Genomic DNA, 19237 nt, shown 5'->3' on the forward strand with positions numbered 1-19237 from the left:
GCATTATTGGCGGCCATACAACACCTCCACAGGATAAAGCTGGGCAATGCGATGGGCGGGGAACCAAGTGCCGATTAAGGCAATGATCATTGATAGCACCAACACGCAAGGCACCACGATCCAAGCGAAATCTAAAGGCGAGCCGAATAGGGTAATGCCGATAAATTTGGCTAGTCCCCAACCGGCTACGCAACCAAGCGCACCACCGAGTAGGGCGCTGATAATGGCTTCGCAATAAAACAGTAAGACAATTTGCCATTGGTAAGCGCCAAGGGCTTTCATCAAGCCTATTTCTTTACTCCGTTCGATAATGGTGGTGGTCATCAACGAAGCAATTCCCATCGCCGCAGCGACTAATGCCGCCACGGTTACCACGGCGAGCAAGAGCTGGATTTTTTCAATTACCACCCCTTCAGAAGCCGCAACTTGCCAAATTGGGCGAACGACTGCGCCTGAAATGGCTTCTTCTAACTGATGAGAAATCGAAGACACATAAGCGGTACAATACCAGCGATCGTATTCTTCAGCAGCTAAGCCATCGGGGTTATCTCTGGCTTTGCGCGAAAGTTTATTTTCTGGCACGGTAAGCGCAGAAACCTTGATCGCCTGTACTTTGCCAGATAAATTTAACAAATTTTGCACCGCACTTAAGGGCAGCACGATCTGCTGTTCTTCCGCGCCACCGGTGCTTAAAATTCCTACAATATGAAGATCAAGCTGGCGTTGCGTTTCGCCCTCGTGATAATTCAGTTGAATTTGATCACCGATTTTCCACTGCGTGTGATTGGCTAATTGATTGCCTAAAAATGCGGGGATATTTTCGCCAATATTTTCCTGGCTATCGTCCACCCATTGCCCTTGCACTTTCCAATAAGGGCTAATAATGCGTTGCCCAGTGTGGTAGTCATCTTCATCAGGAATGGCAATTGGACGATCGAAAAAAGTGCCTAAAATACTGATGTTATGGGTATTATTTTGCGTCAGATTTTTGCCTTCCACTTCAGCACTGAGCAGTGGCGCAAAGCCCACAATATTATTACGCCAAAAAATATCTTTCACATTTGGCAGTTCTTTTTGATCTAAAAAATCTTGCGTAGAAAGGCTATTTCCGCCATTAATTTCACTTGATAGCACCGCCTGACTGGCTGGTTCGATCAAAATATTCGCCCCGTAAGATTTCAGCTCGCGAGCCATTTTGTCGCCAATATCAATGGACACCGCGAGCAGAGCAGAAACCAAGCCCGCCGCGAGAAAAATCGTCATAATGGCAAGTAATTTGCGTTTTAGCCCATAACGCCAAGATTGGAATAACATTCGAGTAAGCATTAGGGATTTTCCTCTTTCGCCACATAATTTTCAGGGTGATCGCGGAAAGCATTGAGATTTTGTTCGTTGGCAAAGAAATAGGTTTTGCCTGCATAATTATATTTATGCTCCGCTGTGGTATTTTTCAATGTTGTGCCGTCCACAGGATCATTCACGTCCAATTCCACGATGGTAGAAAAATAGTTCAGCCCGTCTTCAAGGCTTTTTTTGCTGATGATCACTTCGCTGTCCGTTTGCTGCCAATCTTCAATCGGCACGGGGTTACAGCCGCCCGGTTTGCCGATAGACGGAATAAACATTCGCACGCCACAGCCCACGCAAACTACTTGATCCCCTTCCATGACATAGCCTTGATCGCCGCATAAAATGCAAGCGTCAAATACCGCGGCTAGGCTGAGGTTTTTGCTTGAGCGGTTGATCAGGAAAAAACGTACCGCTTTGCCGTCACTGGCAATCCATACAAAACGGTGTAATTTGCCGTCTTTCACCTGCTCAATGGGAATATGAATGCGGTTTTGTTTATCGAGCGTAACAGGTTTTGCTTCAGAAAGTTGCGGTGGGCGAGAAGCGATTTGATCCCAATAAAGTTGCGCAGAAACAATGGTCAATAAGGCGATGCTTCCCCAGAAAAGCGTGCGTTGGCTGGTTTGTAATAGGGCTAATTTTTTCCGTTTTTCAATGGGGTGAAGCGTATTGTTTACCACAGTTTTGTTGACAGAATGGATTTTAAGCGCAAATAAAATCAGGCTTAATGCGGTAAGTGTGGCGATAAAATAATTGCTATAACTGATTAAATTGCTGGATTTTGCCACGAAACTTAAGCGCGCTTTGGTGAGATCAATCACTTGTAATTTCATCAAGCCAAGTAATACTTCACCGATTAATGGCAAGAGTATAAATAGAGTAGTGAGCGAAATCAGCAAAAAGGGAAGTGCGGTGCATTTTTTCGCTGTTTTCGTTTGTTTTAATAAAAGATAAAGCCAAGATGCAAATAAAAAGCAAAAAATCAGGGCAAAAATCACCGTACTTAGGTGCAAGATAAAATCCGTGTTAATTACGTCCGTGTTGGTAATGGCGGAAATATTCGGATCGCGCGCCCATAGCACACCTGCGGCAAAACAAAGCACAAATTGGCAAAAATAAGCGAGCTTGTTTGAACGGATAAAATGGGCAAGATAAAACAGCGCAAAAATCGCCATTAAGAAAATACTTAGCCCCAGTTTCATCGATTGAGAAGCAGGCAACTGCAAATAACCCACCGCCCCGCAACCTAGCCCCAGCAGCGAAAGCCAAAGGATTCGTTTTAAATTAAGGTTGTCATATTTCAGCCAATTTACGCCTAATAACAAAGCAATCGGCAAGACAGATTGAAGGAAAAAAACGAAGTAGTAGTTCATAGTTTTTAATTTATATCATTCTGTGGTTTTCGGGCGGACACATAGGTCAGCCCCTACGGGTTATGGAGTTCAATTAATATCATTCTGTTTTTCGGGTGGACACATAGGTCAGCCCCTACGGGTTATGGAGTTCAATTAATATCATTCCGTTTTTCGGGTGGACGCATAGGTCCGCCCCTACGGGTTATGGAATTCAATTAATATCATTCTGTTTTTCGGGTGGACACATAGGTCCGCCCCTACGGGTTATGGAATTCAATTAATATCATTCCGTTTTTTGGGCGGACACATAGGTCCGCCCCTACGGATTATGGAATTCAATTAATATCATTCCGTTTTTTGGGGGGACACATAGGTCAGCCCCTACGGGTTATGGAATTCAATTAATATCATTCTGTTTTTTGGGCGGACACATAGGTCCGCCCCTACGGGGTATGGAATTAATTAATATCATTCTGTTTTTGGGGCGGACACATAGGTCAGCCCCTACTGGTTATGGAATTCAATTAATATCATTCTGTTTTTTGGGCGGACACATAGGTCCGTCCCTACGGGGTATAGAACTCGATTAGTATCATTCTGTAAATTTCTGGTAGGGGCGAACCTGTGTGTTCGCCCGTCTAAATCCCGTAATCAATTCCGAAATAAGCTATCATTACTCCAATTATAGGGATTGTATTCAATATATTCAGCAATTTCGAGATAGGATTTTTCATTCCTTATAATATGCTCATAATAGCTTCTCTGCCAAAGTTTGTGGTCAAATGGTTTCCAATGATTGTTTTTGACATTTTTTATGTAATTGTTGGTTGTCATTGTTTTAAACCATTGCACAATAGTAGGAATACTGTATTCCAGTTGTTCCTTGATGTATAAAATAAAGTGAATATGATTTGGCATTACGATATATTCTAAACATTCTATATTAGGAAATTTCTTTTCAAGTTCTAAATACCAATGTTGGATCATTTTTCCAGCATCATTCATTAGCATTTTATGGTGTTCAATATTACCAAATAAGCATTCTTTATTGTGAGTGCAAACTGTAATAAAGTAGAGCCCTATTTGTGAATAGTCATAATGTTGTAGTCGGATTATTTTTCGTTTTGGCTTTTCCGTTACATTAGTCATTTTATTCAATACATAAATTCATTTTTACGGTTTAAGGGTTATCTAGTTACGGGCGGACACATAGGTCCGCCCCTACTGGTTATGGAATTCAATTAATATCATTCCGTTTTTCGGGCGGACACATAGGTCCGCCCCTACGGGTTATGGAATTCAATTAATATCATTCTGTTTTTTGGGCGGACACATAGGTCCGCCCCTACTGGTTATGGAATTCAATTAATATCATTCCGTTTTTTGGGCGGACACATAGGCCGCTCCTACGGGTTATGGAATTCAATTAATATCATTCCGTTTTTTGGGCGGACACATAGGTCCGCCCCTATGGGTTATGGAATTCAATTAATATCATTCCGTAAATTATTGGTAGGGGCGGACCTATGTGTCCGCCCGCATGCTAGATAAATTGCAGATTATTTCAACCCAGTAAATTTAAACTCATAGCTCACATCAAAAGGTTTCCACCAACGGCCTACGCCTGTTTCGCTGTCGGTGTGGCGGTGCATACCCGCTTTTGATGGTGGATCGATGTGGTAGGTAACTTTGTAGTTACCCACGCCCATCATTTTTACGTTTGCGCCATAATGTGGGCCATCGCCTGCGACCATTGGCATAAATGTGCCTTCTTGTTTTTCACCAGTGTCGGTGTTTACCAAGGTGTAGGCGATGGTTAAATATGGCATCCATTCGCCTTCACCAAAGCCATTGTCGTTGCCTTTGGTGGCGTGAATATCTGCTTCAAGGTGAATATCTGAATCTTTCGCAGATAAGCCCATTCCACGCGGTTCCATATCAATAGGTTGTAAATAAACGGCAGCAATTTCCATACCATTCATTGTTACCGCTTCACCAATTGGGTATTCTTTGAAGGCAAGGGCTGAAGGGGCAGTTAAAATTCCTGCTAATAAAGTCGCTGCAACGAATGTTTTTTTCATAGGAACTCCTAGTTATTAAAGGTTAGAAATCAATATTAAGCCTGTTTTTGCTTTGGTGTTTCATATAGAACAAAGCGAAAACGGCTGCGATAAGTAAAATAGCCTGAGGCGTTAGGGTTTCAATGTAAGGATAAATGCCGAGCCACGAAATTTCTGGCACATTGGCAACTAGTGTTGGCTCAAACAGTTTTCCTTCAATCAGTTCTAGCACCGATTTTCCTGCGAAAATAAATGCCATTAAATACATAAAAGAACCAGTAAACATAAAGAACGGTTTCAGTGGTAACTTCACCACCGAATAACGCATAATTACATAGCAAATAGCAAGTACCACAACGCCCGCCACAATGCCAGCGAATAAATACACATAACTCATCGCGTTAGTGGCATCGCCAACCAGTGCATAATAGAACAACACGGTTTCTGCGCCCTCGCGGTACACCGCAAGGAAACTGGTGATCCATAAACCAATGAGCGATCCGGTACTGAGTGCGGCGGACAGTTTGCCTTCTAAATAGCGTTTCCAGTTTTGCGCTTCCACTTTGGAAAGCAGCCAATAGCTCATCATAAAGAGCATTACCACGGCAATCATCATCGTGAAACCTTCGAGTAATTCGCGGCTTGCCCCTGAATTAGAGAACACCAGCTGGAAAATAGCCGCGGTGATAACACTGGCGATCAACGCCACATAGACCGATTGCTTAATCACTGGCAATTTATCTTGATGATTATTTTTCACTAAATAAGCCACAATCGCCGCCACAATCAGCAAGGCTTCTAAGCCCTCACGCAGCATAATTAAGAAACTATAAAGGAACATTGCCCAATCGCTTTGTTGATTGCCTTGCAACATTTCTACTGCTTTATTGAGATTTTGTGCTAAACCTTGTGCTTGTTGATGCAGTTGTTCGGCGGGCTGATTGGCTTTCATTAGACTCACTAAGCGAGTGAAGTAGCCCTCAATTTCTGTTTTAAAATTGCTATCGCGCGAGCCGATTTTGTTTTCCATTCCGCTATTTTCAAAAATATCGAAATAGGTATCTTGCACCGCAAGCATCGCCTTTTTGCTTTCGCCTTTTTCAAATAGGGTAATGGCATTTTTGATTCCCGCATTGACCTGAGTTGCCACCTCGCCCCAGTTTTGGTTGTCAGAAAAATCTTGCGAATTTTGCACCGCACTTTGCGTTGTTGCCTGTGCCACTTTGGTGGTTGGCAGTTGCGGGAGCTGTTCTTCAATATCCTGTAACAGCGTGGTGATTTGATAGCCTAACGCATTAATTTGCTCGGGTTGCTCACTGAGTTTAATCAAATCATAAAATTGTTGATTAATACTCGCTGAAGCCGCCGCGGAACGATTTTTACGAATGGACATTTCCATTTCGCTGTTTTTATAGCCATCATACTGCGCTTGCTGTACCAATTTTTTCGCTTGCGCAAAATCGCCTTTTTGGTAAGTGCTGATGGCTTGGGCGAGCAGATCATCAATGGTTCTAAAACTTTCTTGCCAGTAAGGTTCAATTTCAGCGTGCTGATAAACATCGTGTTGATTAGAGGCATTGAGCTGATGACCTTGCTCTAAAACTGGTAAGACTAATTGCAGATCTTGTTTTAGTTGGGCAATTTTATCCTGCACTTCTGGCAAGGGTTTACCTTCCCCGATCATTTTTCGGATCTCGCCAAAGGTGGCTTCCATTTGATAGCTTTTTTGTGCGGAAAAGTTAATGCGAATTGGGCCCTCTAAATTCTCAAACACCTCAAAATATGCCATTTGCACTTCGGTGCGTGCATCATCAATGTGCTTTTTTTGGTAAAGCTGAGCGGTTTTATTAAGACGATTTTCAATATCTTGAACCCATTGTTGGTAGTTTTCGTTAGCCGAGGAAAAAGAGGCTACAAAGAACAAAAATACCCCCATCAGGTAACGCGAATAACGCAACGGTAACATATCAACTCTCTAATCTAAATAAAAGTTATTCTTATTTACGCACTATTATGCCTTTATTGTGATGCATTTATCAAGAGAGATAACAAAAGTCTTAAGGGGAGTTGATGGAGATCAAGTTTTGGCTATCAATAATTCATAAAATTAATGAAAAAATTTACAAAATATTACATTAAAAAATTTGAGAATTTTGCGTTTACTTGGTAATATTCTAGCGATTTACTCTAGGCTAGAGTATTACTTTGTTGGATTTTTTAAAGTAGTTAGCCAGTTAATCGTTTAATTATTAACTTTTATTTTCCATTTAGGATTTTTGATATGAACAAAATATTTCGTATAGTCTGGAATCAATCCCTACAGACCTGGGTTGTTGTTTCCGAATTAGCATCTCGTCACGGAAAACCAACAACGGTTGTGGGTTCCGTTCAAAAGACCTCAAAAACCTTAAAAAGTTTCTTTTTAAGTTCCCTTTCACTCAGTGTGTTGCTTGCATTGCCAACAGCGGCGAATGCGTATGTGGCATTTAACTATACAGATGAAAATGGTACGGTACATAATGCTGATACAGGGGTTCTTGGTGGTGATTCATCGGGCTCAATGGTGAGAGGGAAAGCTCAGGCAAATGATGACCCTCGAATTCAGCCACTGAATTATAGAACGCCTGATAATATGACTTTTCGTACACCTAATGATAATGAACTTTCTAGTGCAGCGACAGGAGCTGGTGGGTCTAAATTATATACCGAAAATACTAATATGACACAAAGCGGAATTGCAATAGGTAATTTTGCTAATACTATTAGCCGAGCTGGTCAAAGTGCAACTAACGGAGGAGTTGCTTCTTCCGGTATTGCAATTGGTAACTATGCAACCGCTGATGGAGGAATGTCTATTGCACTAGGTTCATTTACTCACGCAAGTGATATTGGTGCAATTGCTTTAGGTACCGCAGCACGTGCAGCAGCGTTTAATTCTCTAGCTGTAATGCGTCAAGCTTCTGCCGCGGGAGATATGTCGATGGCAATAGGTACTGCTGCTTATGCTAAAGGTACAGCAGGAATTGCGGTTGGTCAGTCTGCCACTGCCACAGGAAAACGCTCTGTTGCTATTGGTAGTGCTGATGCAGATATTCAACTTGTTTCTGGTGGACGTAGTGACGGAACTCAAGTAGGAATGACGACCTATACTGAATCAAGTAGCACAAAAGCGAGTGGTGATTCTTCTGTCGCTGTGGGTTCTGTTGCACGAGCAGCAGGAGCTAGATCTATTGCAATTGGTGCAAATGCGAGAACTGAAAATTCTACAACGACAGATTCTCATGATGAAATGATGAATGCAATTGCGATAGGTGCAAATGCACTAAGTAATTATCAGGAAAATATTGCAATTGGTAGTGGGGCGAAATCTAATAGTTCTTCAAGAGCATACGTAGGAGTTCGAGGGAATAATGGGCATCCTGGAGCTACGGGGACTAATATAAATAATGAAAGTAATGGTGGTTTTGGTACTTTAGCCGTTGGTGATCGTGCTGAAAGTACTGAGGGCTCAGTAGCTATTGGTGGTAGTGCTGTTGCAAAAGAAGTGGCTACTGCTTTAGGGTTACAATCTAACGCGAACAATTCCTCCGTATCTCTTGGTACTGCAACATACTCTAATAATTCAGCAGTTGCAGTTGGTCGCCAAGCTTATTCAGATAATTTAGGTGTTGCCGTTGGTACAACAGCAGCGGCTAATGCTATTAGTACAGTTGCTGTGGGAGCTTCAGCTACAGCAAATGCAAAAGGCGCCATTGCGATTGGTGGACGCGATACTTCTGCAAATACTCTCGGTAATGGAGATAATAATTATTCTTCAACTGAATCAACTCAGGCTACAGGGATCTCTTCTGTTGCTATTGGTACAAAAGCAAACGCAAGTGAAGCGAATGCCATTGCTATGGGATCATCAGCAAAAGGTAGTGCTGCAAATACTATTGCAATTGGTAATACTGCAAATGCAAGTAAGCTTTCTAGCATAGCTATTGGTTCAGAAGCAGTTGCAAGTGAAGAAGTGTCTATTGCTCAAGGTTACCGAGCTCAAGCGACTTCTAATCATGCAATTGCAATTGGTCGTAGAACAAAAGCAAGTGAGAAATCAACTATTGCATTTGGTGATGATGCGCAAGCAACACAAACTTCTGCAACTGCGATTGGTAATAGTGCCCAGGCTATGGCAGCAAATACCGTTGCAGTGGGTTCATCATCAAATGCTTCTGGGGGTTCAAGTATAGCAGTTGGTTTAAATGCAAGCTCAACTAGAACGGATGGGATTGCACAAGGTACATCTGCTACAGCAACTGGAACGAGAAGTATTGCAATTGGTAAAAATGCCCGTTCAGGTAATGCTACAACTGATCAAGTTGATACTATTGCAATTGGTACGTCATCTTCTGCAAATACTGTTGGTGGCATAGCACTTGGTGGAAGTGCAACTTCAGCAGAAAATGGTGCAATTGCAGTTGGTGCTTATTCAAATGCTTTAGGCGTTGCATCTTCTGCGTTTGGTAACAATGCAAATGCGTCAGCTAATGCTTCTACTGCAATTGGTCGTCAATCTCGTGCAACTGCTGATGACGCTACCGCATTAGGTTCATCTGCCCACGCTACAGGAAACAGTGCTATTGCTATTGGTGCCGGTGCGCAAGCTCAAGGAGCTAATGCTATTTCCATTGGTACTGGAAATGTTGTAACGGGAAATAACTCTGGTGCAATTGGTGATCCAACAACAATTACAGGAGAAGGTACTTATTCTGTAGGTAATAATAACGGAACAATTGCAGCGAATAATTCAGGTGTGTTTGGTAACAATAATAACCTTGCTGATGGTGCTAATGATGGTATCCGCGTTATTGGTAACGACAATACAGTAACCACTTCTAATGTTCAAGTATTGGGTAATAATGTTGCCGCTGATGTGGCGAACTCTGCTTACATCGGTTCAAATAGCCGTGCCGCAGCGGGTTCAGCTGTTGGAACGAAGAATAAGAAAAAAGATGGTTCAGATGGAAATACTACAACTGCTGGTGATGGTGGTACAGTAGCTAGTGCAACTGTTGGTACAATTACCTATAGTGGTTTTGCTGGAGCTGAAGCACACGGTGTGGTAACTGTTGGTGCAGCAGATAACGAGCGCCGTATTCAAAATGTTGCAGCTGGTGAAATTTCAGCAACATCTACAGATGCAATCAATGGTTCACAGCTTTATGCAACAAATGAAGTCATTGGCAATGTTGCAAATAGTGTTAAGAATATTTTAGGTGGCGATGCTGCTGTTGATCCTAATACAGGAAATATTACTTATGGTAATATAACTCCAAATGGTGATAAAGATGCTGACGGCGTTGGTGGCACAGGTAAAACAACAATTGATGAAGCAATTAAACATGTAAATCAAGGCTGGAAAGCAACTGTCTCTAAATCAGATGGCGAACAATCTGGTCAAATGGAAGATGCTATTCAACCAGGTGAAACCTTAACCTTTGACGCAGGTAAAAATATTAAATTAACTCAATCTCAAGGCAAAATTAGTATTGCAACGAAAGATGACGTTAATTTAAATAGCGTAACTGCAAATACTGTAACAACGGGCAATACTTCAATGAATAATGATGGTATTACCGTTAATAATAATGGCAAAACCACAAAAGTTGAAGGTGGCAAAGTTACAGGTTTAGAAGAGCGCGATACAAATAGCGTTAACTATGGAACTGGTGAAAATGCCGGCCGTGCTGCAACTGAAAGTGCGGTGAAATCTGTTGATGATAAAGTAAATGCAGCTGAATTTGGCTTAAAAGCACAAGATAGCAAAGAAGTTAAGAAAAAACTTAATAACACTATTGAAGTAGTTGGTGCTGATTCAAATATTTCAACTAAAGTTGAAGATAACAAATTAAAAATTGAACTTGCGAAAACACTTAATTTAGGTGAAAACGGAAGTGTTACTATCAATGGTAATACATTAAATAAAGATGGATTAACATTGAATGGTGGACCAAGCATTACTAAATCAGGTATTAATGCAGGCAATAAAAAAGTAACTAATGTTGCTGATGGTGATATCTCCGAGACTTCTAAAGATGCAGTAAATGGTAGCCAGTTATATGCAACTAACCAGAAAGTGGATGTTAATACTACAAATATTGCTAAAGGCACAAAATATGCTGGTGATGTTGGCGAAAACAGCGGTGCGAACACGTTCACTCGTCAATTAGGTGAAGTGACTAATGTTAAAGGTGGTGTTACTGAAGCGGATAAACTTTCTGATAATAATATCGGAGTGGTTTCAAATAACACTGATACTTTAACTGTTAAATTAGCGAAAAGTTTAGCTGGCTTAACTGATGCAACTTTTGGTACGTCAGATGCAGATAAAACGGTTATCAATAAAGATGGTGTAACTATCAATAAAGATAATGGTAGCGGTGCAAATGATCCAGCTAAGACAGTTAGCTTAACCGAGAATGGCTTAAATAATGGTGATAATAAGATCACTAATGTTGCAAGTGGCTTAGATGGACAGGATCTTACTACTGCATCTGGAGATACGCTTAAAAATGCTACCAATGTAGGTGACTTACAAAAAGCTGCTAATGATTTAACCGATAAAGGTTTTGCTTTAGCAGATGATAAAAACACTCAAGTGAAGAAAAAATTGGGTGAAGCTATTCAGATTAAAGGTGAAGATGGCATTACTGTTACTGCGGATAGCACAGATAATTCATTAAAACTAGCTTTAGGAAATACTGTAACTGTTGGTGAACCTGAAAATGGGGGCGCTGGTCAAGCTGGCACAATTAATGTTGTAGGCAAAGACGGCAAAAATGGTGTAAGTATTAAAGGTGATACTGGAAATGACGGGAAACCTGGTATCAGCATCGCAGGAAAAGATGGTGTTGATGGCGTAACTTTAACTACAAAAGTTGATGGTAAGCCTGGTGTTGATGGTAAAGGCGCGACTGATAGCACTAATACTAAACCTCGCCTTGAAGTAAATGGTGAAGAAGTTGCGACGTTGAATGATGGCTTAAAATTCCAAGGTGATAAAGGTGATGTCATTAATAAGAAGTTAAATGAAACTTTAGCTATTAAAGGTAAGTTAGATACAAATTCAGAAGTAACTGATAAAAACTTGCGTGTAGATAGTGAGGGTGGCGAATTAGTTCTTAAGATGGCTAAAACCTTAACTGAATTAACCAGCGCGACTTTTGGTAATGATCCTACTGCGTCTGATGCAGGAACAAAACCAGGAGTTAAAATTGATGGTGATACAGGTGCTATTACCTCTAATAATGCAGCAGGTAACACGATTACGATCAATAACCCACAAGGTCAAATTACAGGTGTTACTAGTGGTTTAGGTGGTAAGACAATTTCTTCATTAGGGGATAATGCGCCTGAATTAACTAATGTTGCTAATATCGGTGATTTGAAAAATATTGCTGATACGGGTTGGAAGTTACAGACTAATTCTAATACTGAAACCACAGTTAAAATTGGCGATACTGTTCAAGTAGTTGATGGTGCAAACACCAAAGTTTCAACGGTAACTGATGCTGATGGCAAACATACTTTCCATGTTGATGTAACCGGTTTACCAGTTGCATATACTGATGCAAATGGAAATCCGTTAGTGAAAGTAGGTGATAAATTCTATAAAGCTAGCGATGTAACTAACGGTGTTGTGAATAATAGTGCTGAAGAGGCGACACCAGCAGGAACAACTTTAGTTTCTAAAGATGGTGCTGCGGAACCTCAAACATTAGATAATGTGAAGAGCGCTATTGATCCTGAAGGAAGTAAAACTAATGATGAATTTACTAAAGCGTTAGGTACTGCTGCAACAAGTTCACCGAATAAAGCGGTAAATGTTAAAGATCTGAAGAATACGGCAGATGCATTAACAAATAAAGGCTTTGCTTTATCTGATGATAGCAATACCGAAGTGAAGAAAAACCTTGGTGAAGCAATTCAGATTAAAGGTGAAGATGGTATTACAGTTACTGCGGATACTGAAAATAACGCATTAAAATTAGCATTAGGCAATGAAGTTACAGTTGGCGAAAAAGCTAAAGATGGCACCCCTGGACAAGCAGGTACAATCAATGTTGTAGGTAAAGACGGCAAAGATGGTGTAAGCATTAAAGGTGATACTGGACCAGAGGGTAAACCAGGTATCAGCATTGCAGGGAAAGATGGTGTTGATGGCGTAACGTTAACAACAAAAGTTGACGGTCAACCAGGTGTTGATGGTACAACTACCAAACCTCGTCTTGAAGTAAATAACGAAGAAGTTGCGACTTTGAATGATGGTCTCAAATTCAAAGGTAATGGCTCTGAAACTGTCGCTAAAAAACTGAATGAAACCTTAACTGTTAAAGGTGGATTAGATGAAGGTGAAGAAGCCACTGATGCGAATACTCGTGTTGATGTAACAGGCGGAGAATTAGTTGTTAAGTTAGCTAAAAATCTTACTGATTTAACTTCTGCCGTATTCACTGATGATACGACAGGTGATTCTACTGAAATTACTGGAGGTGCTATTGTTACCACTAGTGATGATGATGTTGCTGTACGTAGTGCAACTGAAACCAGTTTCATTGGTGGTCCTAACGATACCGTTAAATTAAGTAATGAGGGCTTAGATAATGGTAATAACCAAATCACTAATGTTGCAAGTGGCTTAGGAAATACTGCTCTTGAAGACGCAACTGGTGATACATTAACTAATGCTGCAAATATTGCTGATGTGAAAAAGGCTAGAACTACTGTAACATCTCAAGATGGCTCAGTGTTTGTTGCCGAAACTACTGAAGCAGATGGTCATACAAACTATGATTTAGAAGTTAATAAGCAACAAGTTGTAGAGGGAGCGCAATTACCAGTTGTTTATACAGATGCTGAAGGCAATAAATTATATAAACAAGCGGATGGTTCGTTTAATACTCAGGCAGATGGTCAGGGCACACGCGTTGAGGCCGCTGATGTTATTGCTTCCATGAATAGTGGTGATGGTTCAACTTCTACTCCAACTAAGTTAGCTAATGTAGCTTCAAGCATCGCAGATAAAGCTGGCGATACTTACCTTGATAAATTAGATGCTGCAAATACAGCAAATGCCAACAATGCTGTAAATGTGAGCGATTTGAAAAATACTGCTGATGCATTAACTAACAAAGGTTTTGGTTTAACCGCACAAGACGGCAATTCTGTAACCAAAAAACTTGGTGAAACAGTTGAAGTCGTTGGTGGGGCAGCAGATGATGTAACTACTACAGCTAAGAATGTTCGTACTGTTGTGAAAGACGGTAAAATTGAAGTTCAAGTAGCAGAGGCACCAGAGTTTAAAGAGGTTACTGTAACCAATGGTAAAGATGGTGCGGATGGTAAATCTGTTGTTGTGAAACCAGATGCAATCGTATTCAACGGTGTTGATGGCGTAAACGGCAAAGATGGTGCAGACGGACAAAATAGTCAAGTAAGCGTGAAGGTTGAGAAAGGTGAGCCTGGACTTGCTGGTAATGATGGCAAAGATGGTGAGAGCAAAACTCGTATCGTTTATGAAAAACCAAATGGTGACAAAGAGACTGTTGCAACCTTAACTGATGGCTTGAAATTCAAAGGTAACGGTGACAAAGTTGTTGAGAAAAAACTTAACGAAATTTTAACTGTTAAAGGTGGATTAGCCGAAGATAAAGATGTAACGGATGCGAATACCCGAGTTGATGTTGATGATGAAGGTAATTTAGTTGTGAAAATGGCTAAAGAGCTGACAGATTTAACCAGCGCTGTGTTTGGTAATAATCCTGTTGATAATAAAGGGGTAGAAAATAAATCTGGTGTGAATGTAAATGGTTCAACAGGTGCAATTACTACTCAGAATGTTGCAGGTAACCAGATTGTGATTAATAATCCTGCTGGCCAAATCACGGGTGTTGAAAGTGGTTTAGGTGATACTAAACTTGAAGAGGCCGAAGGCGATACATTGAAAAATGTTGCTAATATTGGTGATTTGCAGAATGTTTCTAAAAACTTAACGGACACTGGTTGGAAGTTACAAACTAATGATGGTACTGAAAGCACAGTTAAATTAGGTGAAACTGTTCAAGTGGTTGATGGTGCAAATACCAAAGTTTCAACGGTAACTGATGCTAATGGCAAACATACATTCCATGTTGATGTAACCGGTTTACCAGTTGCTTATACTGATGAAGATGGAAATCCGTTAGTGAAAGTAGGCGATAAATTCTATAAAGCTGACGATGTTACAGATGGTGTTGTTAACCAAGATGCACCAGAAGCGACACCAACAGGAACGACTTTAGTTTCTAAAGATGGTACTGCTACACCTCAAACATTGGATAATGTGAAGAGTGTAATTGAAACTCCGACTGCGGATAAAGATTTCTCAACAGTATTAAAAGAAGCTGCTGACAGCAAACCAAACAGTGCTGTCAATGTAAGTGATTTGAAAAATACTGCTGATTCTTTAACTCAAAAAGGATTTGGTTTAACTGATGATAACGGTAATTCAGTTACTCAAGAATTAGGTAAACAAATTCAAATTAAAGGTGTTGATGGGGTTACAGTAACGGCTAAAGATGCAGATCAAGATGCTCGCCGTTTAGAAGTTTCACTTTCTGGTGATGTTCGCGTAAGCGGTAAAGATGGTAAAGATGGAACTATCGGAGTCAAAGGTGCTGATGGTCGTGATGGTACAACAATCACTAAAGACGCGATTGTCTTTAATGGTGTTGATGGCGTAAACGGCAAAGATGGTGCTGATGGTAAAGATGGTCAAGCAAGCGTAAAAGTAGAGAAAGGTGCAAAAGGCCTAGATGGTAATGACGGTAAAGATGGCGAGAGCAAAACTCGTATCGTTTACGAAAAACCAAATGGCGATAAAGAAGAAGTTGCAACCTTAAATGATGGTTTACGCTTTGAAGGTGATACTGGTGAGATTCTTGATAAGAAACTAAATAGCACGTTAAAACTATCTGGAAAAGCAACTGATAATGGTGGTTTAGCATCAGATGCAGCGGTAACAGATAAAAATTTACGTGTAGATAGCATCAATGGTCAATTAGTGATCCAAATGGCGCAGGCATTGAGAGATTTAACTAGTGCAACATTTGGTAACCCAGAGAATCCAACATCGGATAATCCGGTTACAACGATTACTAATAATGGTATGACTATCAATAACGGTACTCCAGAAAAAGCTGTAAGCTTAACGAAAGATGGCTTAAATAATGGTGGAAATCAAATCACAAATGTTGCAAGTGGTTTGGGAGATAAAGATATTTCTTCATTAGAAGATAATGATCCTACATTAACTAACGCAGCTAATATCGGAGATTTGAAAAATGTTTCTGATAACTTAATTAATACAGGTTGGAAATTACAAACTAATGACGGTAATGCACAAACTGTTAGATTAGGTGAAACTGTTCAAGTGGTTGATGGTGCGAATACAAAAGTTTCTACTGTTACAAGCAAGAATGGCGTTCATTCTTACCATATTGATGTAACTGGTTTACCAGTTGTTTATACTGATGAACAAGGTAATCCATTAGTGAAAGTAGGTGATACATTCTATAAAGCAAGTGATTTAGAAAATGGCTTGCCAAAAGAAGGTGCGCAACCAGCTACGCCAGCAGGTACATCATTAGTAGCACAAGATGGTTCAGCGAAACCGCAGACTTTGGATAATGTGAAAAGTGTGATTGATCCTCAAAATGATGAAGATTTCACAAAAGCATTAGAAAAAGCAGCTGTAAGTAAGCCAAATAGCGCTGTAAATGTAAGTGATTTACGTAATACAGCAAATTCACTCACTGAAAACTTAACGCAAAAAGGATTTGGTTTAACTGACGATAATGGCGATGCCGTTACTCAAGAATTAGGTAAACAAATTCAGCTTAAGGGTACTGATGGTATCACTGTAACTGCAGATGCTGGTAACCATAAGTTAGAAATTGGCTTAGGTAATGAGATTACTGTAGGTAAAGATGGCCAACCAGGCTCCATCGGTGTAGCAGGCTCTGATGGTAAAGATGGCGTTTCAATCAAAGGTGAAGACGGCGGTTCAATTGTTGTTGGTGGCAAAGATGGAGTTCCAGGAAAAGATGGTGCTCCAGGTATTGCAATTAATGGCAAAGATGGTTCTATCGGTATTGCTGGTAAAGATGGCTCAAATGCTGGTGTAACCGTTGCACAAGGTGCAAAAGGCCTAGATGGTAACGACGGTAAAGACGGCGAAAGCAAAACTCGTATTGTTTACGAAAAACCAAATGGCGAAAAAGAAGAAGTTGCAACCTTGAATGATGGCTTAATCTTCCAAGGTAATGGTTCTGACACTGTTGCGAAAAAACTAAATGAAACCTTACAAATTAAAGGTGGTTTAAGTAATGACGCAACAGCAACAGATGCTAATACTCGTGTTGATGTGGAAGATGGAGCTTTAGTTGTGAAAATGGCTAAAGATCTGACAGACTTAGATTCTGCTAAATTCGGTAAGGATGGTGATAACACAGTCATTAATAAAGATGGCATTACTATTACTAATTCTGATCCAACTAAACCAGATGTAAGTTTAACTGAAAATGGTTTAAGCAATGGTGGTAATAAAATCACCAACGTTGCAGCAGGTGAAGATGATACTGATGCAGTTAATGTGAAACAGTTAAGAGAAGCCGCTGCGGCAGCGACAACAACAGTCGAGTCTTCTGATGGTACAATTGATGTAAGTCGTCCTCAGCCTCAACCAGAAGATGGTCATATTCACTATGACTTGAAAGTGAACTCTCAAAAAGTGGTTGAGAATGCACAATTACCAGTGGTTTATACCAACAAAGATGGTGATAAAGTGTATAAACAGGCAGATGGTTCATTTAATACTAAGCAAGATGGTAGTGGTACGAAAGTTGAAGCGGGTGATGTCATTGCATCAATGAATAGCGCAGATGGTTCAACTACTTCTCCGACTAAATTAGCGAATGTAGGTACATCTATTGGAGACATTAGTCCAACTGTAGATGGTAAGCCAGTTCCTGCTGATAAAGCGGACTTCTTAGATCAACTTGCAGAAGCAGGTAAAGATGGAAGTAAAGTGGCTAATAATGCAGTTAATGTAAGTGATCTACACAACACTGCAGATGCATTAGTTAATAAAGGCTTTAACATTGCTGCAGATAATGGTGGTGATGATAATGTTAAATTAGGGGAAACAGTTAAATTTACTGACCCTAATGGAAATATCATTACAACTGTAAAAGACAATGAGATCCAATTTGCCTTAAATAGCGAAGTATCTATTGGTGGTAAAGATGGTAAACCTGGCTCTATTGGTGTGAAAGGTGCTGATGGCAAAGATGCTGTAGCAATCAATGGTGCTGATGGAGGCTCAATTGTTGTTGGTGGCAAAGATGGTGTTCCAGGAAAAGATGGTGCTCCAGGTATTGCAATTAATGGCAAAGATGGTTCTATCGGTATTGCTGGTAAAGATGGTTCAAATGCCGGTGTAACCGTTGCACAAGGCGAAAAAGGACTGGCTGGTAATGATGGTAAAGATGGCGAGAGCAAAACTCGTATTGTTTACACTAAACCAGATGGTAATACTGAACAAGTAGCTACCTTAAATGATGGCATCAAATACCAAGGCGATGTTGGTAATGCTCAAATGACATTAAATAACACAACTCAAATTGTGGGTGGTGTAACTGATGCAGATGATCTTACTGATAACAACATCGGTGTTGTTGCAAAACAAGATGGTAAGAATGCTAAGTTAACAGTTAAACTTGCTAAGGATCTTAAAGGTCTAAATTCCGTCACTACGACAGATGCAGCAGGAAACTCTACAACTGTTCAAGGTAATGGTGTAACAATTAGTGGTCCAAATGCAGCTGGCAATAATAGTACAGTAAGTTTGACAACTAATGGCCTGAATAACGGCGGTAACCGTATTACTAATGTAGCAGATGGTAAAGATGATACTGATGCTGTGAATGTAAGACAGTTAAAAGGTGCTGTTGGTAACATTAACAATAACATCAATAAACTTAATAAAGACCTTCGTGCAGGTATTGCAGGAGCAACTGCGACAGCTGGTTTACCGCAGGTTTATATGCCTGGTAAATCAATGGTAGCAGCAGCAGCAGGTACTTATAAAGGACAAGGTGCTATTGCCGTAGGTTATTCAAGAGCAAGTGATAATGGTAAAGTTATCTTGAAATTAACAGGTAATGCAAATACTCGTGGAGACTTTGGTGGCTCTGTGGGTGTTGGCTATCAATGGTAGTTTCGTTACTTGACTAACTGTTAGAATAAAAATCCTTTCCCTTAGGGGGAAGGATTTTTTATATATTGATTAGCAGGTAATGGTAAAGATTGCTATGATTTGTAAGGTTGATAAAGACAAAAAGATTGATTTTTCACAAGAATTTTAGGCGACATTATTTTACTAAAGATAAA

Annotated in this window: 6 protein-coding genes and 1 pseudogene; 2 read left to right on the forward strand and 5 right to left on the reverse strand. The window is 40.4% G+C overall.

From position 1 onward, the window contains the following. Positions 1-3: 3 nt before the first annotated feature. The 5 genes from ACNAV8_RS07295 to ACNAV8_RS07315 form a co-directional block, all read right to left on the reverse strand. Positions 4-1326 carry an ABC transporter permease gene (locus tag ACNAV8_RS07295; protein WP_415777468.1) on the reverse strand — a complete coding sequence of 441 codons (1323 nt, stop codon included), beginning with the start codon at positions 1324-1326 and terminating at the stop codon, positions 4-6. Further along, a complete protein-coding gene (locus ACNAV8_RS07300) occupies positions 1326-2723 on the reverse strand; it encodes a Fe-S-containing protein (RefSeq protein ID WP_415777469.1) in 1398 nt (465 codons plus the stop codon). Before ACNAV8_RS07300 ends, ACNAV8_RS07295 begins: the two co-directional genes overlap by 1 nt. A gap of 633 nt (positions 2724-3356) precedes the next feature. Continuing rightward, the gene (locus ACNAV8_RS07305; RefSeq protein WP_415777470.1) at positions 3357-3854 is read right to left on the reverse strand and encodes a transposase; all 498 of its coding nucleotides are present in this window, start codon (positions 3852-3854) and stop codon (positions 3357-3359) included. Positions 3855-4264: 410 nt separating this feature from the next. After that, entirely contained in the window at positions 4265-4786 is a 522-nt protein-coding gene (locus tag ACNAV8_RS07310) for an iron transporter (protein ID WP_017805905.1), read from the reverse strand. A 22-nt stretch (positions 4787-4808) separates the two neighbouring features. Next, positions 4809-6731 carry an FTR1 family iron permease gene (locus ACNAV8_RS07315; RefSeq protein WP_415777471.1) on the reverse strand — a complete coding sequence of 641 codons (1923 nt, stop codon included), beginning with the start codon at positions 6729-6731 and terminating at the stop codon, positions 4809-4811. A 315-nt stretch (positions 6732-7046) separates the two neighbouring features. Here ACNAV8_RS07315 and ACNAV8_RS07320 point away from each other — a divergent pair. Next, a pseudogene (locus tag ACNAV8_RS07320) lies at positions 7047-7151 on the forward strand (ESPR domain-containing protein); the annotation flags it as partial. Between the two features lie 246 nt (positions 7152-7397). After that, the gene (locus ACNAV8_RS07325; protein ID WP_415777480.1) at positions 7398-19064 is read left to right on the forward strand and encodes a YadA-like family protein; all 11667 of its coding nucleotides are present in this window, start codon (positions 7398-7400) and stop codon (positions 19062-19064) included. The last annotated feature ends 173 nt before the right edge of the window (positions 19065-19237 follow it).

It is taken from the genome of Avibacterium endocarditidis (assembly GCF_965138825.1).
In the GTDB taxonomy this organism is placed as follows: domain Bacteria; phylum Pseudomonadota; class Gammaproteobacteria; order Enterobacterales; family Pasteurellaceae; genus Avibacterium; species Avibacterium endocarditidis.

Excerpts from the sequence above, each read along its gene's own strand:
- ACNAV8_RS07315 (WP_415777471.1), bottom strand. The coding sequence starts at position 6,731 with ATGTTACCGTTGCGTTATTCGCGTTACCTGATGGGGGTATTTTTGTTC.
- ACNAV8_RS07295 (WP_415777468.1), bottom strand. The coding sequence starts at position 1,326 with ATGCTTACTCGAATGTTATTCCAATCTTGGCGTTATGGGCTAAAACGC.
- ACNAV8_RS07300 (WP_415777469.1), bottom strand. The coding sequence starts at position 2,723 with ATGAACTACTACTTCGTTTTTTTCCTTCAATCTGTCTTGCCGATTGCT.
- ACNAV8_RS07310 (WP_017805905.1), bottom strand. The coding sequence starts at position 4,786 with ATGAAAAAAACATTCGTTGCAGCGACTTTATTAGCAGGAATTTTAACT.
- ACNAV8_RS07325 (WP_415777480.1), top strand. The coding sequence starts at position 7,398 with ATGACTTTTCGTACACCTAATGATAATGAACTTTCTAGTGCAGCGACA.
- ACNAV8_RS07305 (WP_415777470.1), bottom strand. The coding sequence starts at position 3,854 with ATGACTAATGTAACGGAAAAGCCAAAACGAAAAATAATCCGACTACAA.